The sequence below is a fragment of the Nocardia sp. NPDC049149 genome, assembly GCF_043197455.1.
Classification (GTDB): Bacteria; Actinomycetota; Actinomycetes; order Mycobacteriales; family Mycobacteriaceae; genus Nocardia.
Map to the genome: position 1 here is coordinate 41,039 of NZ_JBICTD010000004.1, position 25,288 is coordinate 66,326.

Sequence of the window (25,288 nt, forward strand, 5' to 3'; positions counted from 1 at the left end):
TGTTGTGGGCGCGGGTTCCGGCACACTGATCGGCGGCAACGATGTCGACGGCGGTGAGGGAAGCATGCGCAACAGTAGTTTCCGGCCGTATGAGGGTGAAATATCCACGCTTGTCGTCTTGGGCGCGCTCGCACTGTCTTGGCTGGGGTTCTTCGTACACAATGTCGCGGATTTGCCGGGGCAAACACTTCTCAGTCCTGAATCTGCCTATCCCACTGCTGTCTATCTCTTCTTGGGCGCTTTCTGGTGGGTGCGCCGATATCGGCGGGTTACGGCATGGGTGCTGCTCGGCTGGGGGCTGTTGCATCTGTTCGGCGGCGCCGTGGTGAGTGTGTTGCCGCTGTCGACATTGCCGTTCGATCCGGAACAGACGTTGTACCACTACGCCTTTCACGTCATCTACGGCTTCACTCAGCTACCGCTATTGGGCGCGCTGGTCGGGTACCTACGCCAACAGGCAGGGCGAATACGCGGATCGGGTGCGGCGGACCTCGATTGACGACGAGGATGGGCTGGAGTGGCGCCGGGACAGCAACAGTCATGTCCCGGGGCGCCGGACCAGAACCAGCGCACCAGGAGCAGCACGATGACACGACCACCGACTCCCGATGACAAGTTCTCCTTCGGTCTGTGGACAGTCGGATGGACCGGGATCGATCCGTTCGGGCACGCCACCCGCCCCGCGCTCGGGCCGTGGGAATATGCCGAACGCCTGGCCGAACTCGGCGCGTGGGGAATCACCTTCCACGACAACGACGTATTCCCCTTCGACGCTGACGAGGACACCAAGGACCGGATTGTCGGACGTCTGCTGGCCGCCACCGGCAAAGCGGGACTGACCGTCGAGATGGTGACCACCAATACCTTCACGCACCCTGTGTTCAAGGACGGCGGGTTGACCTCCAACGATCGGTCGGTGCGGCGCTTCGGCCTGCGGAAGATCCTGCGCGCCGTGGATTTGGCGGCGCAGGTCGGCGCATCCACCTTCGTCATGTGGGGTGGCCGGGAAGGCAGCGAGTACGACGGCTCGAAAGATGTGTACGCCGCGTTCGAGCGCTACCGCGAGGGCCTGGATACCGTCGCCGCCTACATCAAGGCGCAGGGTTACGACCTTCGAATCGCGCTGGAGCCCAAACCCAACGAGCCGCGCGGCGACATCTTCCTGCCCACCGTCGGGCACGCCCTCGCGTTGATCGCCGAACTGGAGCACGGCGATATCGTCGGCCTCAACCCGGAGACCGGTCACGAGCAGATGGCGAATCTGAACTACACCCACGCCCTGGCGCAGGCGCTGTGGAGCGGCAAGCTTTTCCACATCGACCTCAATGGTCAGCGCGGTCTGAAATACGACCAGGACTTGGTCTTCGGTCACGGTGACCTGATGTCGGCCTTCTTCACCGTCGACCTCCTCGAGAACGGCTTTCCAGGATACCCGGACGCACCCCGGTACACCGGGCCGCGACATTTCGACTACAAACCTTCTCGCACAGAGCATTTGGCCGGCGTGTGGGAGTCGGCAGCGGCATGCATGGCTACCTACTTGGCGCTGGCCGAGAAGGCCCGCGCGTTCCGCGCCGACCCTCGTGTGCAAGAGGCGTTGAGCTATTCCGGCGTGCTCGACCTCGCCGAACCCACCCTCGGCGCAGGCGAGTCGGTCGCGGAGTTCCTGGCCGCCACCGACGATTTCGATCCGGAGAAAGCCGCCGAACGCGACTTCGGATTCGTCGCCCTGCAACAGTTGGCCGTCGAGCATCTCCTCGGCTGAGGATCGCCGTCGGGTATCCACGCTCGCGCAGTAACGGCTGGTGTTGCGAAGATCAGCAGTCGACGGTTTGCTCAGCGGCATGCACAATGTCGATCGATATCTCTCGGAGAATCCGGGCGGCCGCCGGCTCGCACGGGCAGTGGTGGCGTGGATCATGTTCGCCGTACTGCTTATTGCCCCGCAAGCAGGGGTTGCGGCGGCCGCGCCTGCGGTGGCGCCGCTGCCCCGCGCGCATGCGCACAACGACTACCTGCATGATCGACCGCTGTATGACGCTCTGGCGCAAGGCTTCACGAGTGTGGAGGCCGATGTGTATCCGGGACTGCAGTCGACCGACCTGTCGGTGGCGCACGCGCCGTGGGAGATTCGCCCACAGCGCACGCTGCGCTCCCTCTACTTGGATCCGCTGCGGCAGATTGTCGCGGCGAACGGCGGCACGGTGCTCCCCGGCTACACCGGCGAGTTCCAGCTGTTGATTGAGATGAAATGGGATGCGCCGACGGCCTATCGGGTGCTGGACGACCTTACGCGTGATCCGCAGTATGCCGGCTTGTTCACCCGCTACGTGGACGGCCGTGTGATTCGCGGCCCCGTGACCATCGGCCTGCTGACTGCCTTCACCGACGGCACCGACCTACGGACGACCTTGGCCGCGCAGAACCCCCGCAGCGCCTTCGTGATCGGCGCACCCAACGACCTCGGCACCGGCATCCCCGCGACATTGATGCCGGAAATCAATGCCGACTGGGCCAAGCTGTTCCGTTGGCGCGGGGAGGGCGCGATGCCGGACGCGGAACGGCGCACGCTCACCGAGCTGGTCGACCGCGCCCATCGAGAAGGCAAGCGGATACGTTTCTGGGGCGTACCGGAACAGCCAGGAGCCGCCCGAAAAGCTCTGTGGGACATGCAGTACGACACCGGAGTAGATCGCATCGCCACTGATCATCTCAGCGACCTCGCCGAATACCTCCGCCAGCGATCAAGCTAGATCGAGCTATTTGGCCGACCTCCACAGCCTCGATGTGCGCGCGGCGTTCGCCACCGGGGTGGAGCCGGCCGGGCGTACGGGCGTGAAACGGACCGGCATCGAAGCGATTCCGCGCACGAACGGCGACGGACGTCGGACCAGATTCTCCGCGGGCACGGCCAGATCGAGATCGGGCAACCGGTCCAGGAGCACTTCGATGCCGGACCGCACAATGATCTCGCCGATCTGCTGCGCCGCGAACGGGCACCGATACTCTCCGTAACCGAAAGCGAAATGCGCACTGTTTCCGGCTGTTTCGACACTCCCGGTGAGATTCCGGCCGACGTGCGGGTCGGTGTTGGCGGCGGCCAACCCGAGCAGCAGCATGTCTCCCGCTCGAATGTCCTTGTCGCCGAGCCTGGTATCGGACGCTGCCCAGCGACCGGGGAAGATCTGGATCGGCGTGTCTTCCCACAGCACCTCGATCATCGCCTGCTCGATACTGTGCTGGCCGCCGCCGAGCGCCGCGGCGAATCGCTCGTCGGTGCGCATCAGCCGCACCGAGTTGCCGATCCAGTCGACGGTCGGCAGATACCCGGCGGTGATGACTGCCAACAAGTCTCGCGCGTACTCCGCGTTGGTGAACGGGGTGGGCTGGGCGAGCATCCGCGACACCAGATCGGCGCCGGGCTTGGTCCTTTTGACGGCGAGCAACTGCTCCATCCGCCTGACGACGTTCGCGTACTGCGCTTCCGCATCGGGACCGCTGGTGGCCAGCATCTTCATCATGTCGACGAACTGCGGCTCCTCCTCGTCGGCGAAGCCGAAGATCCAAGCCAGCGCCAACATCGGCAGCGGTGCCGTGAAGTCCGCGACGAGATCGGCTGTGCCCCTGCCGCAGAAGCCGTCGATGAGGCGGTCGGCGAGGCGTTCGCAGGTCTGTCGCAATCTGATGAGGTCGACCGACTCCAGCGCGGGCTCCACGGTCGCAACGTGACTGCGCTGCGCCGCGCCCGCGGTGGAAATGATCGACGGATTCGGCCTGCCGATCATCGGAAGCAGGGGCCACCCCTTGGGTATGTTCGCCCACTGGTTCCACAGACCACTGTCCCGGGGGAACAGCACGGGATCGCTGGTGACCTGATGCAGTTCGATGTAGCCGATGACCAACCAGGCCGGAATGCCGCCTGGCAGCTCGACGCCGACCACCGGCCCGTGCTCGCGGCGAATCTGCTGATACTGATCGTGGTGGCCGGGGCGGAACCCGTTGTCGCTCAACGACACCAGCGTCGACCGGTGGACCGGACAACCGCTCGGCGCCGCGCTGTCGTCAGCCCACGCCGGACGCTGCTGACTGGCGACATCGCGTGGGATAGCTCGCGAATCAAACGTTGCGGAGTCCACTGGGCACCTCCTCGGGAGCGGCGGCGCGCTGGGTATTACGCCGCGCACCAAGAGTGTTCGGGGCAGGCTGCGGTTGGCGCACGGTAATCTTCGACGCGCGCAACAGGTCCGAGAGCAGGATCGTGGTGACGCCGATCGGCAGCCCCAGATTCGTCGCGATATCGGCAACGATGGTGGGTGTCTGGCACATGTCGAGGATCGCCACCTGCTCGGTCGGCATATCCGGCGCCGACTCGACCATGCTGACCACGAGGGTGGCCGGATCGAAGGCGTGGGAGTCCGGAGTGCTCCGTCCCCCGGTCAGGACATACAGCCGGTCGGGGACATCATTGCGGACGGTCCGGCGTATCTCCTGCCCGAGCGGGCGCTCGACGTAGCGTGGCGCGGGGACGGTTTCTATCGCTTGTTCGGTCATGGGGAGACCTCCCCGTTTCCGACGCGCGACGGGGCAGCGTAGTCCCCTTCTCTAGCGGAAGGCGAAGGCGCGCCACCTTTTTCGCGACTGGCCACCAGGCGCTGGAGGGCGCCCCACTCGGGAGGGGGCGACGCGGGCTGGTTCGGCGCGGCATGGTTCGGCACGTCATCCTCGGTGACGGGCTTGAGCCCGACCAGCGTGCGACCTCGCCGCTTCGAATCGGTGGCGTCGGGTTGGTCTTCGGTCGCCGAGTACGGCGGGACGATCGACGGCAGCGACTCCGGCGCCGACGCCGCCGGGATCGACGCGGGCGCGTGATTCACCGGGGTGGTCAGATCCCGCGGCACCAGCAGCACCGCCGCCGTCCCGCCGATGGCGGAGGGGCGGAACGACACCGTGAGCCCGTGCTTACGGGCCAGCGATCCCACCACCGCGAGGCCGAGCCGGGTGCCGATCACCGGGGCGGGATCCGACGTGGAACCGCTGTCGTCCGGGTCCGAACCCGAGACGAGCAGCTCGGCCCGCCGCAGCGCCGATTCGCTCATGACCAGTCCGCTGTCCTCGATGGTGATCACCAGACCGGCGGGAATCTCGGCCGTGTACACCTGCACCTCGGTGGTCGGCGGCGAGAAGTTGCAGGCATTGTCGAGGAGTTCGGCGACGGTGTGCATGATGCCTTCCGCCGCATGACCGGCGACCGCGACATCGATCACGACCCGCAGCTTGATCCGTTGATACCCGGCTATGCGCCCCATGGCGCCGCGCAGGATCGACTCGACGGAAATCGGGTTGGCCCACCGGCGCCCCGATCTGCCTCCGCTGAGGACGGCGAGGCTGTCGGCGAGTCGGCCTGCCTGCGCGGTGCGATGGTCGAGCAAGAACAGGTCGGCAAGCATGCTCGGTTCGGCGTGCCGGTCTTCCATCTCCCGCAGCTCCGCAAGCATGCTGGTGGTCATCGCCTGCAGGCGGCCCGCCGCGACCGCGAAGGCGGCCATCGCCGCGACCCGGCGGCCCTCACTGTCGGCCGACTCACGCGCCCAACCGTGCGCGGCCGCGTTCGCGGCTTCGATGCGCCCTGCGGCATCGGCGCCGGCTGATGCGGCGGCGCGCCGATAGTGCACGGCGGCGGCCACCGCGGCGCACAACGCGATCGCGGCCACGGTGGCGCCCAGCGCGAGCGGGGCCCGGAAGCTCGCCGGTGCGCTCACCACGGCGGCGACGATGACGACCGCGCTGACGAGAGCGCACACCAGCGCTGCCGGGTAGAGCACGCGTACAGCCTTCGCGGCGTACTCCTCGACCTCGATGTTCGACGACTTCAACGTCTCTGACCAGTTTCGCATTTCTGCACCGCTCTCCCAGGGGGCGCATGCGGGGGAGACTCGATTTACGCAAACCGCATGCAGTCATATTTGCCTGATCGTAGCTGTCCAATTAAAGAGCAAAATCCTAAACGCAACAATAGCTGTTGCCTATGAATTCTGACACACAACACGCGATGCCGCGTCAACGACGTGGCAAGCGTTACAGCTGGGGATATGTGTCAGGCTCTCCCTGATTTTCCTACCGTCGACGGGCCATTTTAGCCAGATCAATGAGCTCGGTTCGCCACTTGTTAACGATTTATCAACCATGTCCAGTTGGACCATTGACCAAGCCAATGATTCGAGTGCTTCGCTAATATGTGATTGTCGTCGATATGGCAAGAGGAGAGACCTTCGATTTGGTAACAAAAATCCGCTGCGGATAACTTTCTGCGCCGTTTCGCTTGACAAGCGATGGCCAGGTGGACTCGACCTGGCGGGCTGCTGGGCGAGGCAGTGCTCGATCCGTCAGCGGTCGGCCGGACCAGCCACACAGTCGCGCCCGAGAAAACCCGGCGACGGCGGCGGTTGTCCCCGCGATAATGGCCGACGTGCACGAGATCGAGGTCGTGGTCGCCCATCACGAGCGCGCGACCCTGCGCGTCGGCGACGTGTACTTGAAGATCGACACTGATCAGGCGCGCACCGACCTCGAGGTCGAGGCGATGGCCTTGGCGCCGATCCCGACTCCGGCGATCCTGTGGCGAGAGCCACCCGTGCTCGCGCTCGCGGCCCTCCCCGGGACGGCACTCGGGCGCTTGGGCGAACCGTCGACCGCGTCGTCGGCGGCATGGGTCGCGGCAGGTGCCGCGGTACGGAAGCTGCACGACGCACCGCTGCCGCCGTGGCCCGGTCGCAGTGTCGACGACCTTGCCGCTGAACTCGACCGTGAATGTGCGTGGCTCATCACGAACGACGTCCTTCCCACCGACTTGGTCGCGCGCAACCGCCGGATCGCCGAGGCCGCCCTGCGGCCGTGCACACCGTCGTTCACTCATGGTGACCTGCAGATCGCCCACGTGTTCGTCGCCGGTGCCGAGATCACCGGCGTGCTCGACTGGTCCGAGGCGGCCCAGGGCGATGCCATGCACGACCTGGCCACCTTGACGCTCGGACACGCTGAGCACCTCGAGGACGTGGTGGCCGGCTACGGCACCCACGTCGACCTCGACGTGATCCGTGGCTGGTGGTCGCTGCGCAGCCTGCGCGGGATCCGCTGGCTGATCGAACACGGCTTCGATCCGGCCATGCCGGGCTGTGAGGTCGACGTGCTGAAGGCCCAGTGACGAGCGATCGGCGGGCGATGCCTGCGCCTTCGGTTCGCTGGGCGGATCGGTCGGTGTACACGGGTTCCGGTCGCGGGCAGGATTGGCGGTCGACGAGCTGCCGCGGATGACCCGGCGGCACGGCTTCGCGACCCGGCGCCGCGGGGTGCACGTGATCTGGTGTGCGCTGGAGACAGGGGGATCGGCAGTGGACATGCGAAACGAGCAACTAGCCCAGGAACAAATGGCTCGGCGAGCACTCGGGCAACCCACAGGGGATCGTTTGCGGCAGAGTGACATTCGGCCGCCGAGCATGGATATCGACCTCACCGCGGTGCCGGCCACGCCTGGTGCGCCGCTGGAACCCGCGACCCGGCGCGAGATGGAAACCAGATTCGGTGCCGACTTCGGCGACGTGCGAGTGCATCTGGGCTCCTCCGTCAGTGCGGCAACCCGTCAACTGCACGCTAGCGCGTTCACGGTCGGCAGGGATATCGCGTTCCGCGACGGTACCTATCAACCCGGCACCCCGGCGGGTGACCATCTGCTCGCGCACGAGCTCGCTCACGTCGTGCAGCAACGGCGCGGCGGAGTGGCCGCCGACTCGGCGCACCTCGAACACGGTGCGCAACAGGCCGCGGGAAGCTATGCCGACGGCGGCTCGATCACCGTTGCAGGTGCTGGCCCACAACAGGTTTCGTGCCAGAACGAGGACGACGAGGAATGGAAGAAGAAGCAGCAGGGTACGGGAGATCCCTATCGCACACCCGGTCAAGTGCCGCCGAAAGAGCGGCCCGGGTTTCCGCCTCCGAGGCCGAAACCGGATAAGCCGCTCGATCTTCCGCCGACCTTCCCGCCAGTGCCTGCGGTTCCGACCGCGCCTGTGCCCACACAGGATCCCGGGACATACCCGCCTAGCCGTCGCCGTAAGGATCCGCCCCCGTTCCAGCAGGAGCAGGCGCTGCCGGAGGAAATCTCATCGGAACCTGGTGCGCGGCAAAAGATTGCGGACGCTTTGAAAGAGGCCGGCGTTCCGGCCTGGGCCGCGGCGGCGCTGACCACTGCGGTGATCGCGTGGCTGGCGTATCCGGAACCGTTCGGCAAGATCGCTGGCCTGATCGGCGTGGCTGCGGCCACCGCATTCCTGATCCTGATCGGCCGCTCCGACGCGGTGCCGCCATCCGGCCCGTCCGCATAGCCCCGCGCGGCATTCAGGCACGGACCTGCTATCCAGGATCGCAATGCCCGGCGTACCGCGTCAGGTCCGACGCATGAAAGCGATTGTGTAGTAAACGTTCTGGATGTTCCGTTCCACGACGCTGACCAGCTCCCAGCCTTGCGATTCCAGCAGCTCGATGCCGTTGACCAAGTGCACGACCGGTTCGAAGATCGCACGCTGATAACCGTCCGCGCCGAACACGAATCCGCCGGTCTGCGGCGAGCTCAACACAAGGTGCTTGCGTGGATAGGACCGCAGGTCCACCACGCCGTTCAGCACAGCGATCACATCGAAAATAGGTCCTGGCGCAGGAGTATTCACCTACCCATCGTCCTGTATGCCGTTCATCGGGACACCACGTCCCCCGCGGCTGGATCTCCAGCGGTCGGACATGGGAGCGCGGTCAGTGCCTGACCAGTGGCTCTGCTGTCGCATGGCTTCCGGACTGGAACGCGGGCGATCTACTGATTGCCTCAGCGAGATCCTAATTCGACATCGCTCGGGTGGGCAGACAGTGGCCGCCGTCGAGACGGCCCTCGGCAAGGGGCCATCTCGTCAGGCGTCGAAAGCATTGGGAGACACGATATTTATCGAACGTCGCTCAGCGCCCCGACTACGCTTGGATAACCTCGACTCGCACCAATGCGTTGAATGAGTCGCAGCTGGCCCAAGATTGGTTCTGGCCGTACTGCGCCGGGCCGTATTTCCAATAGGTGAAGGGGACCGGCCACGCCACGCAGGTGAGTTTCACCTGATGCCAGGTCGGCAGTTCACAATTGGCCATCCCGCCGGTGTTGAAGATGTTGTAGACGTGACAGTTGGCTTCCCACACCGGGACATCAGCCTGGGCAACGCCACTACCAGCGAACACAGTGGCCGCGGTGGCGGTGGCGACGACGGCGCCTGCGGCGAGCCGCTTTGCAGAGAACATTCCGAACCTCCTTGATCGGTGTTGTCTGAACACATCGCACGCGGATCGGACGTGTTACGCAAACCGCCCGCTACATGCATTCCCAATCCATGTTCGGTTTTACGAAGGAGGCAACAAGCGTGTGCATATCCGTCGGTATGAGAGCGCAGAAAGTATGCCGCTAGCTCGTCGCTCGTGCGGTGATCTCGCGGGGCGTGAGCACGCGAATATCGGACCCGGCGGCCGCGACGGCGATCATGGCGCGGCCGATCTCTCGATTGTCGTTGAACGCGTTCGGGGCCAGTCGTTTGAACAGCGGGATCACCGGTCCGGTGACCGCGTAGCCGGCGCGATACAGCCGGGTCTTGGAGACAACGCCGTCCATCGGCTGGACGAAGCCGGGCCGGAACATGTACGCCTGGAAGGGAAGTGCGAGCAGATCGTTCTCGGTCTTGCCCTTCACCCGTCCCCACATCGAGCGGCCACGCTCGGTGCTGTCGGTGCCCTGCCCGGACACGTAGATGAACGTCAGCTTCGGGTTCGCGGCCGCCAATGTGCGACCGACCTGCAGGGTGAAATCGTAGGTGATCCGGCGGTAGTCCTCCTCCTTCATGCCGACGGAGGAGACGCCGAGGCAGAAGAAGCAGGCGTCGAATTCCGGCAGTTCGCCGGCGATCGCGGAGAGATCGCTCGGATCGGACTGCACCACCTCCCGCAGCTTGGGATTCTCGATGCCCAGCGAGCTGCGCCCGACGGCGACGACCTGTTCGACCCGCTCGTCCCGGAGGCACTCGTTGAGCACCCCCTGCCCGATCATGCCGGTCGCCCCGAAGAGGATCACCTTCATGCCAGGTATCTTCCTCCACCGGCATCCGGAGCGGGCGGAACCACCACCGCCGATGGCATCAACTCGCGGTCGTGATTGTCGTTCAGCTCGGCACGGTGGGCGGTGCGGTGGTGGTGAAGCGGCGTTTGTAGTCGGTGGGGGTGAGTCCGAGGTGGCGGGCGAAGGCGCGGCGCAGGGATTCGTCGCTGCCGAGGCCGCTGTGCCTGGCTGCGGCGGTGATGGTGTGTCCGCGCAGGATCAGTTGCTGGGCCAGGTCGAGGCGGACGCGTTCGACCCATCGGGCGGGGGTGGTGCCCAGTTCGGTGTGGAACAGGCGGGCGATCTGGCGGGTGCTCAGCGAGACGGTGGCGGCGAGCGTGGCGGCGCTGTGGTCTGCGGCGGGATCGGCGTGTACGGCATCGATGATGGTGCGCAGCGCCGGGGTTTGTGGGGACGGGGTGTGCAGGGCGGTCGAGAATTGGGATTGGCCGCCGGGGCGTTGCAGGTAGACGACCAGTTCGCGAGCGACCGCGAGGGCTCGGTCCGGGCCGAGGTCGTATTCGACCATCGCCAAAGCCATGTCGATGCCTGCGCTGATGCCTGCCGAGGTGAGGAAGCGGCCGTCGTTGACATGGAGCGCGTCGGGCAGAACGTCCACTCGAGGGTAGCGGTGGGCCAGGGTGCGGGCGTGTCGCCAGTGGGTGGCGGCGCGGCGGCCGTCGAGGAGGCCGAGCTCGGCCAGCACGAAAGCGCCGGTGCACACCGACGCCACGCGGGCAGCGTCGGCGGCCAGTGTGCGCGCAGCGTCGAGTAGCGCCTCGTCGATGCGGTGCTCGGCCAAGGCATCGGCGCCGGGCACCACGAGGGTGTCGATCGGCCCTGCGGCTGCGGCGGCGGTCGTCGTGAGGGTGATCTTCGACGACGTGATGACCGGGCCGCCGTGGGGCGAGAGCAGCACCGATTCGTAAGCGCCCGCGGTGTGCAGTACCTCGATCGGTCCGGTGACGTCGAGGAGGGTGACGTCGTCGAAGACGAGGATCCCCACCCGATGGGTCATGTCTGAATCTGTGGTTTGTTTGTCACTTTAGACATGGAGACAGCGTAGTGGACGCGGGCACAGTGAGGAGGTCGGCCACGATCGAAGGAGAAGCGAGATGAGTGCGGAGACGATCGCCGGGGTCAGGATCCCCGACAGCCGGATGGCGCGGGAGGCGACCGAGCTGGTGCGAGAAGTCGCGACCCCCTTGGTGTTTCACCATTCGCGGCGGGTTTTCGTGTTCGGGGCGTTGCGGGGCCGCGCATCGGGTCTCGAGTTCGATGCGGAGCTGCTGTATGTGGGCGCGATGTTCCACGATCTGGGGCTGACCGAGAAATACCGCAGCTCCGATCAGCGCTTCGAGATCGATGGCGCCGACGAAGCCCGCAGGTTCCTGCGCGCGCACGGCCACGACGTCGCGGCCGCCGAGCGGGTGTGGACCGCGATCGCGCTGCACACCACCCCGGAGATCCCGTTGCACATGGCGCCGGAGATCGCGCTGGTGACCCGCGGAGTCGAATTGGACGTGCTCGGAATAGGTTACGAGTCGATCACCGACGACCAGCGCGCCGAGGTGGTGGCCGCGCACCCGCGACCGAACTTCAAAACCGAGATCCTGGCCGCGTTCACCGAGGGGATCCGCCACCGCCCGCAGACCACCTTCGGCAACGTGAAGGCCGATGTCCTCGCGCATTTCGTTCCTGGCTTCGAGCGTGCGGACTTCGTCGAGATCATCGAGAACTCGCCGTGGGCGGCATGAACATGCTGATCGTTTCGCCGGTGCACACCGATGCAGCGCGCGCCGCACTGCGGATCGCGGGTGAGTACTACTCGCCCGCGCTGCTGAATCACGCTGTGCGCTCCTATCATTGGGCGGCGGCGCTGGCGCGGGCGGATGACATCACGATCGATGACGAGCTGCTCTTTGTCGCAGCAATGCTGCACGACTTCGGCTTGCTACCCGAATTCGATTCCTACGCGCTCGATTTCGAGGAAGCGGGTGGTCATGTCGCGGTGGTGTTCGCGGCGGGCGCGGGCTGGGCGCCGGCGCGTGCGCGCCGAGTGCGGGAAATCATCGTCCGGCACATGGGGGAGCCGGTCGATGTCGACACCGATCCCGAGGGGCATCTGCTGCACCGGGCGACCGGCATCGATATCACCGGACGCGAGACGGGCCTGACCCCTGCGGTCATCCGAGCCGAAGTATTGTCGCAATGGCCGCGATTGGGCTTGGCCGAAGAGTTCACGCACTGCTTCGAGCAACAGGCTGTCCGCAAACCGCGCAGTGCGGCGGCCGTCGCTCTGCGCCACGGGCTGGCGACCAAACTGCGTGAGAACCCCCTCGGGAAGCCTGAATAGTTCTGTCGCGCAATTCGATACCAGCCGCGTAGGGCTCTGGCTGCGGAGGCTATTCGGTGCCGTCGTTGAGGATGCGTTCCCGATAGCGCGGCCTGCGAAGCGAAAGCCTTTGCGGCGCAGCGGATCGATGACGTTGATCTCGACGGCGGGGTTGCCGTCGAGGTTCGCGACGGTGCCCGGTGAGTGCAGATGCAGAAAGACCAGCTGCTCGTCGTTCCATACGATGGTCGTCCCTTTCGGCGACACCGCCGGGGTTCCGTCCTTGCGCACCGTCGCGACGAAACCGAGCCCTTGGCGGCGCACCAACTCTTGCATTTCGCTGGTCATTCGCATCGGTTCGACTCCGTTCGTTCGGCAAGCGCACCGGTCATCAGTGTGGAACCGGTCCACCTAGGTCAACTGGGCCGCCAGCCTCTTCGCGTTCATGTAGGCGATCGCTTCGATGGAGATCATCGGGTTGACGCCGGACGCGGTGGGGAAGCAGGAGCCGTCGGCGACAACGATATTCGCGACTTCCCAGGTGGCGCCGTCGGGGTTGGTTGCCGAGAGTCGCGGGGATCCGCCCATGCGGGCCGAGCCCATGATGTGCAGCGCGCCCATCGCGCACTGGCCCGGTCCGTATCCTGCATCGCGGCAGGCGGCGGCGAAATCGGCGTGCGAACCGCGGCGGCCGGGTTCGTAGTCGACGCCGGCTTGGTGGCCGGAGAAGATGCGACGTGCGCCCGCTGCTTCGAGAATGCTTGCGGCGCCCTCGATCCCGGTGTGCAGGTGGGCGGCGTCGTGCGCCGACAGGCGGTAGTTGACGATCGGTTCGCCGGATTTGTCGACGGTCACGGTGCCCGAGTCGCGGTCGCGGGTGATGACGCCGATCGCGGTGGTGTTGGCGAAGTCGAGCAGCGTGCGGCGGTGCGCGTCGGCCCCGCGCCAGCCCATGAAGCCGATGGCAAGGCCGGGATGGATCGGGCCCGTCTCGTAGATGACGCCGTAGCCGTCGCCGTCGAGATTCGCGTGTTGACGGCAGATTCGGCCCTGCAGCGCGCCCTCCCAGGCTCGCACCTCGTTGTCGAAGACGCCGAACACCGCTGCGGCAGGATGTAGGCGCAGGTGGCGGCCGATGTTGTCATTGCGAAGGCCGGACCGGCGCAGCAGCGCAGGGGTCTGCACCGCGCCTGCCGCGACCACGACGGCACGGGCCCGCACCTCGATCGGCACACCGGACTCGGTGATCGCTGAAACACCTTCAGCACGGCCATTGTTCACCCGAATGCTGCGGACATTCGCGTCGACGACCATTCGGGCTCCCGCCGCGGCGGCGTCGGCAAGCCAGGTCTTGGTGACGGACTGCTTGGCGCCGACACGGCAGCCGTAACCACAGGTGCCGCATTCGGTTCCGGCGTCGCACGCGTCGGTGACGTTGCGCGGCAACGTGTCTACGGCCCATCCGAGTGCCCCTGCGCCGCGTTCAAGGACATCGTCGCGGGCCGAGAGCAGGGAGCGGTTGTCGGTGACGGCGAGTCGGCGTCGCACGACCTCGAGGGCGTCGCCGAACTCGGTCGTTGCGAACTGTGCCGCACCCAATTCGGCCCATTCCGCGCGGACCGAATCGGGGGTGGGGAGCGAGGTGCTCCAGTTGACGACGGTGCCTCCGCCCAGGCAGGTGCCGGCGACCAGGGTGATCTGCCCCTCGGAGGAACTGGCGCCGGGAGCGTACAGCTGTTCCAGGGCGGTGAGTTCGCCTGCACCGAAATCCTGGTCGTCGTAATAGTTTCCGCGCTCGAGCACGATCACGTCGAGGCCTGCCTCGGCAAGCACGGCTGCTGCGGTGCCGCCGCCCGCACCCGATCCGACGATCACCACATCGCAGGTGAGCGTGGTGTTCTCGGTGCACCGTATCGGTGTCAGCGCGGGCTGTGCGGCGGTGCTGAGCGGCCCGGTCGGCCCGGGGTAGCCGATCTCCTTCCACAACGGGTTGGTGCCGGTGGGACCGGGAGTCACGTTGTAGGCCAGCAGCGCCGCCTGTTTCAGCGCTTGGAAGATGGCACGCACGGGTGCCAACCGCGACGCACCGAGCCGAAGCAGCGCCCGCTCTCGGTCCTGTTGTGACAGTGTGGAATACCGGCGAGGTCCGGCACCGAGGAGCAGGCCGGTCAAGCGAGAATCCCACCACCCCAATAGCATTGCCAGCTGCTTGCGATCGGCTTCCCGCGGCGCGCGAGCCAGCAGCCGGAACACGGTTTCTGCCGCGCCGAGTTCGCTCGCCGAAGGCAATGTCGATCCGTCACCGGGCACGAACGTATCGCAGATCATGCTCAGCGCTGCCCGCTGCTCGGCCGTTGGCTCCATGTAAAACTCCCCTTCTCCAATGCTGGTCGAGTTAATCATGTCGCGTGGACTCCGCGCGCCGATTGGCGTCAACAGCCAGGTAGGAGCCCTGCAGTGGCGGAATATTCATTCACTTACGGCGGTTTGCCTCGATCGGATCTCGCAATGACGGCTGGCGCGAGGCACTGCTCATGGGCGAGGAACTACCATGGTCGCGCTCCGCGTTGTCACGTCCCTTTCCACGTCGAAGATTGGACCCCGCAATGCGTTACCGTCTGCCAGTATTTGCCCTGATGATCCTTGGCGCCACCACCGTGTGGTCCGATGAAGTAGCCGTTGCCGCGCCGTCGGCCACGCGCACGGCGCAGGAGGTCCGGATGGATCGCCAGACCGTGTCGGTCAAGGGGCGACTGCTCTGCAGCGGCCAGCCGTCGACCTCGACTCAGTCCCGAGTGCAACTCGTCAACAAGCGCATCGGTCAGGACGATGTCCAGAAGATGTACCCGTCGAAGGACGGCACCTTCGCCGTGACCTTGGTCGTCGAAAGCATTGCCAAGATGACCCCGCAACTCGACATCTTCACGAGCTGCAACGCGGCACCCGCGCAGTGCCGACTGATCACGCTGTCTGTGCCTGATCGGTACGTCGATGCCGCGAACCCCTACGACGTCGGCTCTTTGCATCTCGAGACCAGGCTGGACGACGAATCCTCCTGCTGAACCGCTCCGTGCTGCGGAGTGCGTCACGGTTCGCGAATCATGGCCCACAGCATGGGCTTTGCGCCCACCGGCAGCGTGATGGTGCCGGTGACCTCGAACCCGAATTGCTCGTAGAAGCTGATGTTCTTCTCGCGTGTGCACACGAGGTAGGCGGCTGTGTCCGGATCGGCGGCGAGGCGGTCCGAGATCAGTTGAGCGGCATAGCCCTGTCCGCGATGATCCTCATGTGTCCCGATATTCGCCAGATACCAGTGCGGCGGTGTGCGGGGGTGGTGTTCGTCCAGTGTGCGGCGGACAGTCAGTGCGGCCGTCGTCCTGAAACGAAAAGCCGGTACCAGTTCGGGGAGAGCTCGAACGGTGCGCGAGATCGGTTGATCCCACTGCCCGGGTGGGTCCCACACGGCGACGCCCCGGAGGTGGCCTTCTTCGTCTGTCGCGACCTGCACCCCGCCACCGGGCAGGTGAAAATTCCGAATCGAGGCAGCAAAGTACCGAGCGAGCGCCCGGTGGCGTCGGTGCTGGTCGGGCCAGATTGCGGACATGACCGGGTCGTCGGCGAAGGCTGCGGCGAGCACTCGTGCGCAGTCGTCCACGTCGGTCGGGGTAGCGATGCGGGTAGCGATCGGCACGACCACACCTCCTGGGGGCTAGTGCCCAACGGTACGTACGGACCGGCGACGGTTCACTCTCGCCACTGATGTAGAGTAATCATTCTAATATCCGATCCAGGAGGTGCGATGGCCGTCTACAACGTGCACGAGCGACTACTGGCCGGGAAGCCCAGCGAGGTGGGACCGCTGATCGACACCCTGTCGAGCAGCAACGACATGCTGTGGCCGACAGCGGCGTGGCCGCCGATGCAGTTCGATCGACCCCTTCAGGTCGGAGCGGTCGGCGGGCACAAACCGATCCGCTACACCGTCGCCGCGTATGTCCCGGCCACCTGGGTGCGATTCACGTTCACCGGGCCGCGTGGCTTCCACGGCTTTCACGAGTACGCGGTTCTTGCCGTCGATGACGACCACACGCTGTTGCGGCACACCGTCGCCATGAAGACCAGCGGCCTGGCGCGTCTCACCTGGCCACTGGCCATCGGACCACTGCACAACGCATGTTTGGAAGACAGCCTCGACCGCGCCGAACTGGCCTGCACGGGCACCGTGGCCCGCCCGGCACAGTGGGGACTCTGCGTTCGGCTGCTGCGCAAACTCCTGGGATCACCGAACCCGGGCAGCTGAACGCGGTCACTTCGGCCGCCGAAATGGCAGATATGGGACGACGTTCAGGCCTTCGGCTTGCGCAAACGTCGATCACCCTCGCGTTTGACAGGATAGCTGTCACGTCATCAAACTGAGGGCGTCGATATCAGCTACCGGTCGGGAAACCTTGGCCGAGGGACCAGAACCAGGGGGAGCCCGTGCCCACACGCCGCGCCGACGCTCAATCCGCGCGGCGTATTGCTGGCGGCCGGGCCGCTGCGGGGAATCCCGGCCTCGGCGACGTCTACGACGAGATCGCGCCGCTCGATCTGGCTGGCTGACCATGGCGATTCTTCGGGAACTCGTGCGGCGCAAGCCGGTTCGGGAGATGACGGACGAGACCGGCGGCAGTGAACTGTCCCGTTCCATCGGGTTGATCCAGTTGTCGACGTTCGGCATCGGCGCCACGATCGGCACCGGCATCTTTTTCGTGCTGTCGCAGGCGGTTCCGGTGGCCGGGCCCGCGACGATCCTCTCGTTTGTGGTGGCGGGCGTCGTCGCAGGATTCGCCGCGATCTGCTACGCCGAACTTGCTGGCGCAGTACCGGTTTCGGGCTCTTCCTACTCTTATGCCTACGCGACGCTCGGCGAGTTGCCCGCAATGGTGGTCGGCGGTTGCCTGCTGCTCGAATACGGAGTCTCTGCCGCGGCCGTCGCGGTCGGTTGGTCACAGTATCTGAACGCGTTGCTGTACAACATCTTCGGATTCCGACTACCCGAGGCGCTGTCGCAAGCGCCGCAACAGGGCGGGATTGTCAATCTTCCCGCGGTCGTGCTCGTCGCGCTGTGCTGTTTTCTGCTTGTCCGCGGTGTCAGCGAATCCGCGAAGGTCAACGCGGCCATGGTCGCGATCAAGCTGGCGATCCTCGCGCTGTTCGTCGTTGTCGGCCTCGTGGGTTGGCACAGCGATCATTTCGCCGATTTCGCGCCGTTCGGCTTCGGCGGCATCATGTCCGCGGCCGGACTCATCTTCTTCTCCTACATCGGCCTCGACGCCGTGTCGACCGCGGGTGAAGAGGTGAAGAATCCCCACCGGAACCTGCCATTGGCGATCCTGATCGCACTGGTCGCCGTCACCGGCGTCTATATCGCGGTGGTCGCGGTCGCGATCGGCGCGCAGCCTGCCGCTGACTTCCAAGGCCAGGAAGCCGGATTGGCGGCGATCCTGGAACGGGTCACCGGAGCGACCTGGCCGGGCACCCTGTTGGCGGCGGGCGCGGTGGTGTCGATCTTCAGCGTCACCCTGATCGTCCTCTACGGCCAGACCCGAATCCTGTTCGCCATGTCGCGGGACGGGCTGATCCCCGCGGTGTTCCGCAAGGTGAATCCGCGGACCCTCACCCCGGCGCGCAACACCGTCATCGTGTGCGTGGTCATCGCGCTCCTGGCCGGTCTGATCCCGATCGACTTCCTCGCCGAGATGACCAGCGTCGGTACCCTGGTGGCCTTCCTCGTCGTATCGATCGGGGTGATCGTGTTGCGGCGCACCGCACCTGACCTGCCGCGCAGTTTCAAGGTTCCCGGCTATCCGGTCACCCCGGTGCTTTCGATGATCGGTTGTGTGTGGATCATCAAGGATCTACGGCCGATCACCCTTGTTGTCTTTGTCGGCTGGGTCGCCGTCGTGCTGCTGTGGTACCTCGGCTACGGCTTCAAACACTCCCGCCTGCGCCGATCCGAACTCGTCGAACAGGGGCAAGGATGACAGTCATCGTCGGTTGTCCGCCTGAGGTATCGAGCACTGCCGCTGTCCATCTCGCGGCGATGCTGGCTCGATCGGCACGGGCGCGGCTGGTGGTCTGCGCGATCGTCCCTGTCCTGCCGCGGCAGGGTACCGAACCGGAGTCCGTGCCGCCCGCGAGGATCGACGCACGCGCGACGCTCGAGTCGGCGCAGGCGTCGATGCCCGCTGATGTCGAAGCGAGTTATGTTGTCCGGGAGGCGCGTTCGATCTCGGCGGCCATGCTCGAGCTGGTGGCCGAATACGACGCCGACCTGATCGTCGTCGGCTCCTCCGCGGCCGGGGTGTTCGGCCATCTGGCGCTCGGCAGCGTGACCTCGCGCCTGCTGCACGCCGTGCAGGTGCCGGTCGCCTTGGCGCCCAAGGAGTTTCGCATGCCGGACCAGCGCGCCGTCGAGCGGGTAACCGCCGCCTACAACGGCTCCGTCGACCAAGACTGGGCGGTGCTCGCAGCGGCCGCTCTCGCCGCCAGGCTGGACGCCACCCTCCGCCTCGCGGCCTTCGCGGTGCGCATCCCGCCGCCGTACACCACTCGTCTCGGCACCGAAGGAGATGCACCGGTAGCCGACGAATGGGTCTCCGAGATCGAGCAAGCCGCCACCGTAACCCAGCGGCGGGTCGCCGAATTACCCACGACGCCACGCACTGTCGAACTGTCCATCGGTTTCGGCCGCACCCTGACCGAGTCGCTCGAAGACGTGGGCTGGGAGACCACCGACATCCTCACCATCGGCTCGAATCGAATCGGCCCCCTCTCTCGGATACTCCTCGGCGCCCGCGGCGCGAAGATCGTGCGCCACTCACCGGTCCCGGTAATCGTCTTTCCGCACTAGACGAAAGCGGCGCTGGAGATGACCCCGGTGCCGCTGACAACGCCTGGCCCGAGGCATGCGCCGAAGTTCTGCGGGGTACCGAGGTCATAGGCGGCATCGATGCGCACCCGCTGTCCGGCGCCGAGGCCGCTCACCACGGTGCGGGTGTTGTTCGCTGCGCCATTGCCGATGAGCGGTGCCGACCAGTTGCCGGACAGCGCGCTCTGCTCGCCGTTGTTCCAGAGGATGGCGACGTCGACGGGTCCATTGGCGACGTTGAAGCAATCGGAGCTGGTGTGTTGCACGCCGGATGACCGTCGAGTCGATCGGGTTTCGGTGATCGCGCTTGCGGTGACCTTCGAAAAGGCTGTGACTCACAGTTGCGGGAGCGGGCTGGGAGAAACCTCCGCGCCGATGGGTTAATGCGTTGTTCAACAAGATGATTCGTTTGGTCCAGACCAATGAAGACTCAGTGAACGGTGGCGCGGCGGGCTGGACGTCCGTCCACCTGCTTGCGATGGTCTAGACCATGAACTCCATGAGCAAGTCGCTATCGAAAGCCGTTGTTGCCGTGGCCGCTTCACTCATCGCCACCACCGCGCTCGGCCCCGTCGCACAGGCCGATGCCTCGGTGAACAAGGTCGTCGTCATCGGGCTCGACGGCACCATGTACGCGAAAATCAAAGAAACCAACGTCCCCAACCTGAAGAAGCTCAGCGCCGACGGCGCGCTGTCGCAGTATTCGATTCGCCCGCACACCACCATCTCCGGCCCCTCCTGGTCCAGTGTGCTCACCGGCGTATGGGACACCAAGCACGGCGTCAAGGACAACAACTTCGACGAGACGCCGTTCACCAAGTGGCCGAGCGTGTTCACGCGCCTGGAAAAGGCTCAGCCGCAACTGAATACCGCCGCCATCGCGACCTGGAGCAAGATCGCGACCATCGCGGGCAGTGGCAACCCGCACGCCGACGTGGTCGTCACCACCCCGCCGGTCCCGGGGGACAGCAACGAATCCAAGACCGACACGGCGACCGCCGATGCGGCAGTGGCCGCCATCGGCAAGGGCACCGACTTCCTGTTCACTCATCTCGATCAGGTGGACGAAGCCGGCCACGAATGCGGGCGCGTCTGTCAGAAGTACGCCGACGCGATCCGGCGGGTCGACGTCGAGGTCGGCAAAATCGTTGCCGCAGTGGACAAGCGAGCCGCAAGCAAGCCGAACGAGAAGTGGACGATCATGGTCACCACCGATCACGGCCACCGCACCCTCGGCGGTCACGGCGGGCAGTCCGATGCGGAGACGTCGAGCTTCCTGATCGCCCGCGGCCCCGACTTCAAGGCAGGCCCGACCGGCGGCGCATACACCTTCGTCGACATCGTCCCGACCGTGCTGCAATTGTTCGGTGCGCCACCCGCGGACAACCTCGACGGCAAGTCCATGATCGGCCGTCTCGTCAGTGCGGCCCCCGAGGATCTCTCCGGCGAGTCGCTCACCGACTGATCAGCACTCCCGGCTCAGGATTCGCGCTCGTCGGTGGGCGAGCGCGACCTGAGTTCGAGATCGATGCTCGTAGAACGCGGGTAATTCGGTTCGACGCAAATATCAGACGCCCAGAATTGACTCGTTATGCTACGGAGTGCTGAATCTTCTTAGCGTCGAAGTATTGATGTTATTTTGTTTGCCATGCTGCTTCGTCGTGTTGCACGCGCGGTCGGGTTCGGCACTCTCGCAGCCGCCCTTTTGATAGCTTCGTCGAACGCCCCGGCCGTCGCGGACGCGACCGTCAGCCTGCCGATGCAGACGGCAGGAAAATGGTTCACCGACTCGACTGGGCGCGTCGTGATCCTGCACGGCGAAAATGTGGCGAACAAGCGCCCGCCATACACTCCATCGGCGGAAGGTTTCGGCGAGCCGGACGCCGAGCTGCTCGCCGCGGAGGGTTTCAATGCGGTACGGATGCCCATCATCTGGGCTGCCGTGGAACCGGAGCCCGGGCAGTACGACGACAGCTATCTCGCCGATATCGCGCAGACCGTACGTGTGCTGTACGACCACGGAATCGGCACCGAAATCGAGTTCCATCAGGACCTCTGGTCGAGTAAGTACGGCGGCGAAGGCGCACCACTGTGGGCCACCATCGATAACGGAATGCCGGACACTTTCCACGACTTGGTCGCCGCGAACCTGGCCAATCCGGGCTTTTGGGCGGCCACCACCAATTTCTTCGCCAACGCACCGGGGCCGGGCGGTATCGGCATCCAGACCAGGTTTCTGGATATGTGGCGGCACACGGCCGCGTACTTTCGGGATACGCCAGGAGTCATCGGATATGGACCGCTCAATCAACCGCCGGCCGGAGCGTCCTTTCTGCCATGTCTGGCCAACGCGTGCCCGCCGGTGGCGATCGGTCAACTCCAGGCGTTCAATCACAATGTCAACGCCGCCATCCGGGACAGCGATCCCAGCACGCCTATCTGGTTCTCGGGCGTGATCACCACGAATTACGGCACCAGCGCAGACCTCGGTGTGCCGCCCGGACCGAACACCGCATACGGCTTCAACGTGTACTGCGTGGTCCAGGCATTGCAGGGCGGCGGCAGCGCAGGCTGCGATCCGCAATGGAAGGCGGGCGTCAGTCAGGCCGAGGTGTACACCGATGCCGTGCAGATCCCGCCTGTGGTCACTGAATTCGGCGCGACAGGTGACCGGACGGCCCTTGTCGAGAATGTGGATCTGTTCGATCAAGGCCGGCTCGGCTGGTTCAACTGGACCTACCTCGGCGGCGATCCTGCGACGGTGGCGAAAGATCCGAATGACCAGGCCATCGTGGTGGATGCACACCAGCCGCGCACCCCGGGCAACGTGCGCGAATCGAACCTCGACGCGCTGGTGCGCCCCTATCCGAAACTGACCGCGGGCACGCCGATCGAATGGCACTACGACATCGACACACGCAAATTCAACTATCGATGGGACACCGGCCGAGCCGATCGCGGTGGCCGATTCCCGGATGGCGCGACGACCGTGATCGCCACGCCGCCCCGTTCGTATCCCGGCGGGTATCACGTGCAAATCCTCGGTGGTCGTGCGGTTTCGGCGGCGAGCACGTCCGACTTGCTGGTGGCGTCCTGTCCCGGAGCCGCGCAGATCTCGGTCGTCGTCGAACCCGGCGAGGGTCCTGCCCAATCCGGTTGCTGAGTCGTCGGTAGCCGAAGAGTGGCACAGGCGGCATGTCGGCATCGAGTGCAAACATGCCGAATGTGCTTATCTGGTACCGGATTACGATCGGAACGGCAGCTCCGGCGCGCTCGTTTGGCCTTGGGTTACCGTGGTTCGGTATTCGAAGGAAGCCGCCTGAAGCGTCCGAGCCAGGCGGGAAGGTCGATCGGGTCGGTCTGGAACGGCATGACTGTGCGCAGGGTGGTTTCGGTGACGGACTCCGCCGACCACCCCACTGCGAAGCCGTTGCGCAGGTGGTCTGCCGTCAGCGAGGGCAGCATCTCCTCGAGTTTCAGCGTGTCACTGGGGAGTTGGTTCTCGAGCTGCTCGCCCAATGCTGGCTGCTCGTTCCGGAGGAAGGCGAAGGCACGGTCGCTGATACCCAGGATGTGCACCGTGGCATCCGTGCGGCAGGCGCGGTGTAGCGCTGCGGCATACCGGACGAGTTGGTCGGGATCGAACAAGTGCGCCAGGGCGGAATCGATGACGGTGTCGAATTGCTCATGGTAGTCGGCGAGTTCGAGGGCGTCGGCGGTGGCGAAGGTCGCGGTGAGTCCGCGTTCGCGCGCCTTCGTCTGCGCGATCGAGATGGCCGTCGGTGCGAGGTCGACGCCGGTCACCGTGTAGCCCTTCCCTGCGAGGAAGAGCGCGTTTTCGCCGCTGCCGCAACCACAATCGAGCACATCGCCGGTGATTGCCGCCGCATGTTCGAGCGCAACGTAGGCGGGTTGCGGCCCGTCGATGTCCCATGGTGCTCGCGCGCCGAACGGGCTGTCCTCGCGGTATGCCGTGTCGAAGTCGAAATCATCTGTGCTGGAACGGGTATCGGATTCACTCATGCTTCAACCATGGCGCGGCGGATGCCCCGGCGGCAAGGCTAATCTTCGGCAATCTTCGGCCAGTCCTTGCGGTCGTCGAAAGACGCGTAGGCTCAGACAGTGAAGCAACTGACCATCGGTGTAGTCGCGACCTCCCGCAAAGAGGACGAGCACCGACTGGCGATCCACCCCGCACATTTCGATCGAATAGATCCGACGCTGCGCAACCGTGTTTTCCTCGAGCATGGTTACGGTGACAGGTTCGGGTACACCGATGCGCACTTGGCGCCGCTGATCGGCGGCCATCGCTCGCGTGCGGAGCTCTTCGCCGAGTGCGACGTGCTGCTGTTGCCCAAGCCGCTGCCCGAAGACCTGGAGAATCTGCGTCCTGGGCAGGTGGTGTGGGGGTGGCCGCACTGCGTGCAGGACGAGCGGATGACGCAGCTGGCCATCGACCGCGGTCTGACGCTGATCGCGTGGGAAGCGATGAACCACTGGACGAAAGAGGGCAACTTCAGCGTCCACGTCTTCCATAAGAACAACGAGCTGGCCGGCTACTGCTCGGTCCTGCACGCGCTGCAATTGCGCGGATCCGCAGGGGATTACGGGCGGCGAATGCGGGCCGCGGTGATCAGCTTCGGTGCGACCGCCCGTGGCGCCGTTCGTGCGCTGTCCGCCCTCGGCATCAGTGACGTCACGGTGCTCACGCAGCGCAGCGTGTCCGCGGTCGCCTCGCCGTTCGCGTCGGTGCGGATGCAGCATTTCGAGCGTGACCCCGCCAACCCCAGTCGCACCTTGGCCCTCAAAGCGCCGGAACCGGGACCGCTCGCGGAAATGCTTGCCCAGTACGACATTGTCGTGAACTGCATCCTGCAGGACACCGAGCAGCCGCTGATGTTCGTCAACAACGAGGACCTACCACTGTTCGCGCGCGGCATGTTGTTCATCGACGTCTCCTGCGACGAGGGGATGGGCTTCGAATGGGCCCGCCCGACATCGTTCGCCGACCCGATGTTCACCGTCGGCGAAGACCTGCACTACTACAGCGTCGACCACAGCCCTTCCTACCTCTGGAACTCCGCCACCTGGGAGAACTCCGAAGCGCTGCTGGAATACCTGCCGATCGTGATGGCCGGGCCCGACGCCTGGGACGGCAACGCCACCATCCGCCGTGCCATCGAGATTCGTGAGGGCCGCGTGCAGAACCTGCGCATCCTTTCCTTCCAGCACCGCGCCGCGGCCTTCCCGTACGCGGTCGCGTGACCGTTTCCTCAGACGTAGTTGTTCGCGAATTCTGGCCGCGTGCCGCCAGCCGTGCCCGGTTCGGAGATGTTCACCAATGCCGACGGCACGGTAGTTGAAGACCTCAGCTGCCGAGCCTCCGTGACTCGGCAGGAGCGCGCGGTAAGTAGGCGAGTTGAGCGCGTTGAGCAGTTGTCTCTTACCTCACCGATGGTCGGGTGGCTGGTGGTCGGGATGTCAGGCGTTCGCTCGGCGGAGGTGTTCGGCTGCCTGTGCCCAGAACGCTTTGCCGGACACCGCGGTGTACAACGGCAGTGATTCGTGCACGCTGATATCGGTTCGGCAGTATGGCATTTCCGGAGTCGCCTGCGCGCTCGCTTTCATGATCGTTCCGTGGTCAAAACATTGAATATTTGATAATCCAATGTTTGATGGCCTGGGAACGTGACAGTCGTCAAAGATCAAGAGCAACAGCAGGATTAGCGATCAGCCGTCGTCGCCCCGACGCGGCCGGCTTCCCATCGCCGGAAAATTTTCGGTCGACGATGCTTGGGTCGTTTTTCTATTTCAGTTGCGGCCTCCGGGTATCTGCATATTCGCTGCCCGGATCGCCGGACGCCAC

At 65.3% G+C, this 25,288-nt stretch carries 27 protein-coding genes and 1 pseudogene; 15 read left to right on the forward strand and 13 right to left on the reverse strand.

Annotation, left to right across the window (positions count from 1 at the left end):
- Nucleotides 1-4 precede the first annotated feature (4 nt).
- The 3 genes from ACGFNJ_RS16065 (at nucleotide 5) to ACGFNJ_RS16075 (ending at nucleotide 2,753) form a co-directional block, all read left to right on the forward strand.
- Entirely contained in the window at nucleotides 5-499 is a 495-nt protein-coding gene (locus ACGFNJ_RS16065) for a hypothetical protein (protein WP_393447946.1), read from the forward strand.
- Nucleotides 500-586: 87 nt separating this feature from the next.
- The gene (xylA, locus tag ACGFNJ_RS16070; RefSeq protein ID WP_393447948.1) at nucleotides 587-1,765 is read left to right on the forward strand and encodes a xylose isomerase; all 1,179 of its coding nucleotides are present in this window, start codon (nucleotides 587-589) and stop codon (nucleotides 1,763-1,765) included.
- A gap of 79 nt (nucleotides 1,766-1,844) precedes the next feature.
- A complete protein-coding gene (locus tag ACGFNJ_RS16075; protein ID WP_393447950.1) occupies nucleotides 1,845-2,753 on the forward strand; it encodes a hypothetical protein in 909 nt (302 codons plus the stop codon).
- A 6-nt stretch (nucleotides 2,754-2,759) separates the two neighbouring features.
- Here ACGFNJ_RS16075 and ACGFNJ_RS16080 read toward each other — a convergent pair whose 3' ends face one another.
- From ACGFNJ_RS16080 to ACGFNJ_RS16090, 3 genes are all read right to left on the reverse strand, one after another.
- On the reverse strand, nucleotides 2,760-4,016 hold the full coding sequence (locus ACGFNJ_RS16080) for a cytochrome P450 (RefSeq protein ID WP_393449977.1): 1,257 nt from the start codon (nucleotides 4,014-4,016) through the stop codon (nucleotides 2,760-2,762).
- A gap of 100 nt (nucleotides 4,017-4,116) precedes the next feature.
- A complete protein-coding gene (locus tag ACGFNJ_RS16085) occupies nucleotides 4,117-4,551 on the reverse strand; it encodes a DUF742 domain-containing protein (RefSeq protein WP_393447952.1) in 435 nt (144 codons plus the stop codon).
- Nucleotides 4,548-5,894, reverse strand: coding sequence for a sensor histidine kinase (locus ACGFNJ_RS16090; protein WP_393447954.1), 1,347 nt, complete (start codon nucleotides 5,892-5,894; stop codon nucleotides 4,548-4,550). The genes ACGFNJ_RS16085 and ACGFNJ_RS16090 overlap by 4 nt, the downstream gene beginning before the upstream one ends.
- Before the next feature lie 563 nt (nucleotides 5,895-6,457).
- Between ACGFNJ_RS16090 and ACGFNJ_RS16095 the strand changes: the two genes are divergently transcribed.
- Together ACGFNJ_RS16095 and ACGFNJ_RS16100 are read left to right on the forward strand one after the other, a co-directional pair.
- Nucleotides 6,458-7,201 (forward strand): phosphotransferase family protein, encoded by a 744-nt coding sequence (locus ACGFNJ_RS16095; protein WP_393447956.1) that lies wholly within the window; start codon nucleotides 6,458-6,460, stop codon nucleotides 7,199-7,201.
- Between the two features lie 262 nt (nucleotides 7,202-7,463).
- A complete protein-coding gene (locus ACGFNJ_RS16100; RefSeq protein ID WP_393447958.1) occupies nucleotides 7,464-8,378 on the forward strand; it encodes a DUF4157 domain-containing protein in 915 nt (304 codons plus the stop codon).
- 60 nt (nucleotides 8,379-8,438) lie between these two features.
- Here the strand turns inward: ACGFNJ_RS16100 and ACGFNJ_RS16105 are convergent, their stop codons facing one another.
- The 4 genes from ACGFNJ_RS16105 to ACGFNJ_RS16120 form a co-directional block, all read right to left on the reverse strand.
- Complete coding sequence (locus ACGFNJ_RS16105) at nucleotides 8,439-8,720, reverse strand: hypothetical protein (RefSeq protein ID WP_393447960.1); 282 nt, start codon at nucleotides 8,718-8,720, stop codon at nucleotides 8,439-8,441.
- Nucleotides 8,721-9,012: 292 nt separating this feature from the next.
- Entirely contained in the window at nucleotides 9,013-9,330 is a 318-nt protein-coding gene (locus ACGFNJ_RS16110) for a hypothetical protein (protein WP_393447962.1), read from the reverse strand.
- Between the two features lie 160 nt (nucleotides 9,331-9,490).
- Nucleotides 9,491-10,156 (reverse strand): epimerase, encoded by a 666-nt coding sequence (locus tag ACGFNJ_RS16115; protein WP_393447964.1) that lies wholly within the window; start codon nucleotides 10,154-10,156, stop codon nucleotides 9,491-9,493.
- Between the two features lie 82 nt (nucleotides 10,157-10,238).
- Nucleotides 10,239-11,192, reverse strand: coding sequence for a GlxA family transcriptional regulator (locus tag ACGFNJ_RS16120; RefSeq protein ID WP_393447966.1), 954 nt, complete (start codon nucleotides 11,190-11,192; stop codon nucleotides 10,239-10,241).
- 97 nt (nucleotides 11,193-11,289) lie between these two features.
- Between ACGFNJ_RS16120 and ACGFNJ_RS16125 the strand changes: the two genes are divergently transcribed.
- Both ACGFNJ_RS16125 and ACGFNJ_RS16130 read left to right on the forward strand, forming a co-directional pair.
- Nucleotides 11,290-11,931 (forward strand): HD domain-containing protein, encoded by a 642-nt coding sequence (locus tag ACGFNJ_RS16125; protein ID WP_393447968.1) that lies wholly within the window; start codon nucleotides 11,290-11,292, stop codon nucleotides 11,929-11,931.
- On the forward strand, nucleotides 11,928-12,530 hold the full coding sequence (locus tag ACGFNJ_RS16130) for an HD domain-containing protein (protein WP_393447970.1): 603 nt from the start codon (nucleotides 11,928-11,930) through the stop codon (nucleotides 12,528-12,530). Before ACGFNJ_RS16125 ends, ACGFNJ_RS16130 begins: the two co-directional genes overlap by 4 nt.
- Nucleotides 12,531-12,626: 96 nt before the next feature.
- Here the strand turns inward: ACGFNJ_RS16130 and ACGFNJ_RS16135 are convergent.
- Both ACGFNJ_RS16135 and ACGFNJ_RS16140 read right to left on the reverse strand, forming a co-directional pair.
- Nucleotides 12,627-12,863: pseudogene (locus tag ACGFNJ_RS16135) on the reverse strand (pyridoxamine 5'-phosphate oxidase family protein); the annotation flags it as partial.
- 57 nt (nucleotides 12,864-12,920) lie between these two features.
- Nucleotides 12,921-14,873: an FAD-dependent oxidoreductase gene (locus ACGFNJ_RS16140; RefSeq protein WP_393447972.1), complete on the reverse strand. Its 1,953-nt coding sequence runs from the start codon at nucleotides 14,871-14,873 to the stop codon at nucleotides 12,921-12,923.
- 272 nt (nucleotides 14,874-15,145) lie between these two features.
- On the opposite strand from ACGFNJ_RS16140, the gene ACGFNJ_RS16145 reads away from it, so the two are divergent.
- Complete coding sequence (locus ACGFNJ_RS16145) at nucleotides 15,146-15,571, forward strand: hypothetical protein (protein WP_393447974.1); 426 nt, start codon at nucleotides 15,146-15,148, stop codon at nucleotides 15,569-15,571.
- A gap of 23 nt (nucleotides 15,572-15,594) precedes the next feature.
- Here ACGFNJ_RS16145 and ACGFNJ_RS16150 read toward each other — a convergent pair whose 3' ends face one another.
- Nucleotides 15,595-16,200 (reverse strand): GNAT family N-acetyltransferase, encoded by a 606-nt coding sequence (locus tag ACGFNJ_RS16150; RefSeq protein ID WP_393447976.1) that lies wholly within the window; start codon nucleotides 16,198-16,200, stop codon nucleotides 15,595-15,597.
- A 108-nt stretch (nucleotides 16,201-16,308) separates the two neighbouring features.
- On the opposite strand from ACGFNJ_RS16150, the gene ACGFNJ_RS16155 reads away from it, so the two are divergent.
- The 4 genes from ACGFNJ_RS16155 (at nucleotide 16,309) to ACGFNJ_RS16170 (ending at nucleotide 19,404) form a co-directional block, all read left to right on the forward strand.
- Complete coding sequence (locus ACGFNJ_RS16155) at nucleotides 16,309-16,809, forward strand: SRPBCC family protein (protein WP_393447978.1); 501 nt, start codon at nucleotides 16,309-16,311, stop codon at nucleotides 16,807-16,809.
- 179 nt (nucleotides 16,810-16,988) lie between these two features.
- Nucleotides 16,989-17,111 carry a hypothetical protein gene (locus ACGFNJ_RS16160; RefSeq protein WP_393447980.1) on the forward strand — a complete coding sequence of 41 codons (123 nt, stop codon included), beginning with the start codon at nucleotides 16,989-16,991 and terminating at the stop codon, nucleotides 17,109-17,111.
- A gap of 2 nt (nucleotides 17,112-17,113) precedes the next feature.
- A complete protein-coding gene (locus tag ACGFNJ_RS16165; protein ID WP_393447982.1) occupies nucleotides 17,114-18,535 on the forward strand; it encodes an amino acid permease in 1,422 nt (473 codons plus the stop codon).
- On the forward strand, nucleotides 18,532-19,404 hold the full coding sequence (locus tag ACGFNJ_RS16170; RefSeq protein WP_393447984.1) for a universal stress protein: 873 nt from the start codon (nucleotides 18,532-18,534) through the stop codon (nucleotides 19,402-19,404). The genes ACGFNJ_RS16165 and ACGFNJ_RS16170 overlap by 4 nt, the downstream gene beginning before the upstream one ends.
- Here the strand turns inward: ACGFNJ_RS16170 and ACGFNJ_RS16175 are convergent.
- Nucleotides 19,401-19,688 (reverse strand): hypothetical protein, encoded by a 288-nt coding sequence (locus ACGFNJ_RS16175; RefSeq protein ID WP_393447986.1) that lies wholly within the window; start codon nucleotides 19,686-19,688, stop codon nucleotides 19,401-19,403. The two genes, ACGFNJ_RS16170 and ACGFNJ_RS16175, sit on opposite strands and share 4 nt — an antisense overlap.
- 233 nt (nucleotides 19,689-19,921) lie before the next feature.
- Between ACGFNJ_RS16175 and ACGFNJ_RS16180 the strand changes: the two genes are divergently transcribed.
- Both ACGFNJ_RS16180 and ACGFNJ_RS16185 read left to right on the forward strand, forming a co-directional pair.
- Nucleotides 19,922-20,887: an alkaline phosphatase family protein gene (locus ACGFNJ_RS16180; RefSeq protein WP_393447988.1), complete on the forward strand. Its 966-nt coding sequence runs from the start codon at nucleotides 19,922-19,924 to the stop codon at nucleotides 20,885-20,887.
- Between the two features lie 183 nt (nucleotides 20,888-21,070).
- Complete coding sequence (locus ACGFNJ_RS16185) at nucleotides 21,071-22,585, forward strand: cellulase family glycosylhydrolase (RefSeq protein ID WP_393447990.1); 1,515 nt, start codon at nucleotides 21,071-21,073, stop codon at nucleotides 22,583-22,585.
- A 125-nt stretch (nucleotides 22,586-22,710) separates the two neighbouring features.
- On the opposite strand, the gene ACGFNJ_RS16190 is transcribed toward ACGFNJ_RS16185, so the two are convergent.
- Entirely contained in the window at nucleotides 22,711-23,445 is a 735-nt protein-coding gene (locus tag ACGFNJ_RS16190; RefSeq protein WP_393447992.1) for a class I SAM-dependent methyltransferase, read from the reverse strand.
- Between the two features lie 99 nt (nucleotides 23,446-23,544).
- Here ACGFNJ_RS16190 and ACGFNJ_RS16195 point away from each other — a divergent pair, with 99 nt between their 5' ends.
- Nucleotides 23,545-24,687, forward strand: a complete 1,143-nt coding sequence (locus ACGFNJ_RS16195) for a N(5)-(carboxyethyl)ornithine synthase (protein WP_393447994.1) — start codon at nucleotides 23,545-23,547, stop codon at nucleotides 24,685-24,687.
- A 216-nt stretch (nucleotides 24,688-24,903) separates the two neighbouring features.
- Here ACGFNJ_RS16195 and ACGFNJ_RS16200 read toward each other — a convergent pair whose 3' ends face one another.
- Nucleotides 24,904-25,050 carry a hypothetical protein gene (locus tag ACGFNJ_RS16200; RefSeq protein ID WP_393447996.1) on the reverse strand — a complete coding sequence of 49 codons (147 nt, stop codon included), beginning with the start codon at nucleotides 25,048-25,050 and terminating at the stop codon, nucleotides 24,904-24,906.
- Nucleotides 25,051-25,288 lie beyond the last annotated feature (238 nt).

Bases quoted from the DNA above. Each gene is read 5' to 3' on its own strand.
- xylA (WP_393447948.1), top strand. From the start codon at position 587: ATGACACGACCACCGACTCCCGATGACAAGTTCTCCTTCGGTCTGTGG.
- ACGFNJ_RS16075 (WP_393447950.1), top strand. From the start codon at position 1,845: ATGCACAATGTCGATCGATATCTCTCGGAGAATCCGGGCGGCCGCCGG.
- ACGFNJ_RS16085 (WP_393447952.1), bottom strand. From the start codon at position 4,551: ATGACCGAACAAGCGATAGAAACCGTCCCCGCGCCACGCTACGTCGAG.
- ACGFNJ_RS16090 (WP_393447954.1), bottom strand. From the start codon at position 5,894: ATGCGAAACTGGTCAGAGACGTTGAAGTCGTCGAACATCGAGGTCGAG.
- ACGFNJ_RS16095 (WP_393447956.1), top strand. From the start codon at position 6,458: ATGGCCGACGTGCACGAGATCGAGGTCGTGGTCGCCCATCACGAGCGC.
- ACGFNJ_RS16110 (WP_393447962.1), bottom strand. From the start codon at position 9,330: ATGTTCTCTGCAAAGCGGCTCGCCGCAGGCGCCGTCGTCGCCACCGCC.
- ACGFNJ_RS16115 (WP_393447964.1), bottom strand. From the start codon at position 10,156: ATGAAGGTGATCCTCTTCGGGGCGACCGGCATGATCGGGCAGGGGGTG.
- ACGFNJ_RS16120 (WP_393447966.1), bottom strand. From the start codon at position 11,192: ATGACCCATCGGGTGGGGATCCTCGTCTTCGACGACGTCACCCTCCTC.
- ACGFNJ_RS16125 (WP_393447968.1), top strand. From the start codon at position 11,290: ATGAGTGCGGAGACGATCGCCGGGGTCAGGATCCCCGACAGCCGGATG.
- ACGFNJ_RS16130 (WP_393447970.1), top strand. From the start codon at position 11,928: ATGAACATGCTGATCGTTTCGCCGGTGCACACCGATGCAGCGCGCGCC.
- ACGFNJ_RS16140 (WP_393447972.1), bottom strand. From the start codon at position 14,873: ATGGAGCCAACGGCCGAGCAGCGGGCAGCGCTGAGCATGATCTGCGAT.
- ACGFNJ_RS16145 (WP_393447974.1), top strand. From the start codon at position 15,146: ATGATCCTTGGCGCCACCACCGTGTGGTCCGATGAAGTAGCCGTTGCC.
- ACGFNJ_RS16155 (WP_393447978.1), top strand. From the start codon at position 16,309: ATGGCCGTCTACAACGTGCACGAGCGACTACTGGCCGGGAAGCCCAGC.
- ACGFNJ_RS16165 (WP_393447982.1), top strand. From the start codon at position 17,114: ATGGCGATTCTTCGGGAACTCGTGCGGCGCAAGCCGGTTCGGGAGATG.
- ACGFNJ_RS16170 (WP_393447984.1), top strand. From the start codon at position 18,532: ATGACAGTCATCGTCGGTTGTCCGCCTGAGGTATCGAGCACTGCCGCT.
- ACGFNJ_RS16180 (WP_393447988.1), top strand. From the start codon at position 19,922: ATGAGCAAGTCGCTATCGAAAGCCGTTGTTGCCGTGGCCGCTTCACTC.
- ACGFNJ_RS16185 (WP_393447990.1), top strand. From the start codon at position 21,071: ATGCTGCTTCGTCGTGTTGCACGCGCGGTCGGGTTCGGCACTCTCGCA.
- ACGFNJ_RS16190 (WP_393447992.1), bottom strand. From the start codon at position 23,445: ATGAGTGAATCCGATACCCGTTCCAGCACAGATGATTTCGACTTCGAC.
- ACGFNJ_RS16200 (WP_393447996.1), bottom strand. From the start codon at position 25,050: ATGAAAGCGAGCGCGCAGGCGACTCCGGAAATGCCATACTGCCGAACC.